Source organism: Burkholderia guangdongensis, from assembly GCF_013403875.1.
Lineage (GTDB): Bacteria > Pseudomonadota > Gammaproteobacteria > Burkholderiales > Burkholderiaceae > Burkholderia > Burkholderia guangdongensis.
On record NZ_JACBNX010000083.1, the window covers coordinates 1 to 281 of the forward strand.

The 281-nt window shown below is 55.9% G+C and carries 1 rRNA gene; it reads right to left on the reverse strand.

The annotated features are described in order from the left end of the window. A 16S ribosomal RNA gene (locus HZI36_RS26800) occupies positions 1–281 on the reverse strand; the annotation flags it as partial.

Consider the following 281-nt stretch of genomic DNA (forward strand, 5'->3'; position numbering starts at 1 on the left):
GGCGGTGTGTACAAGACCCGGGAACGTATTCACCGCGGCATGCTGATCCGCGATTACTAGCGATTCCAGCTTCATGCACTCGAGTTGCAGAGTGCAATCCGGACTACGATCGGTTTTCTGGGATTGGCTCCACCTCGCGGCTTGGCAACCCTCTGTTCCGACCATTGTATGACGTGTGAAGCCCTACCCATAAGGGCCATGAGGACTTGACGTCATCCCCACCTTCCTCCGGTTTGTCACCGGCAGTCTCCTTAGAGTGCTCTTGCGTAGCAACTAAGGAC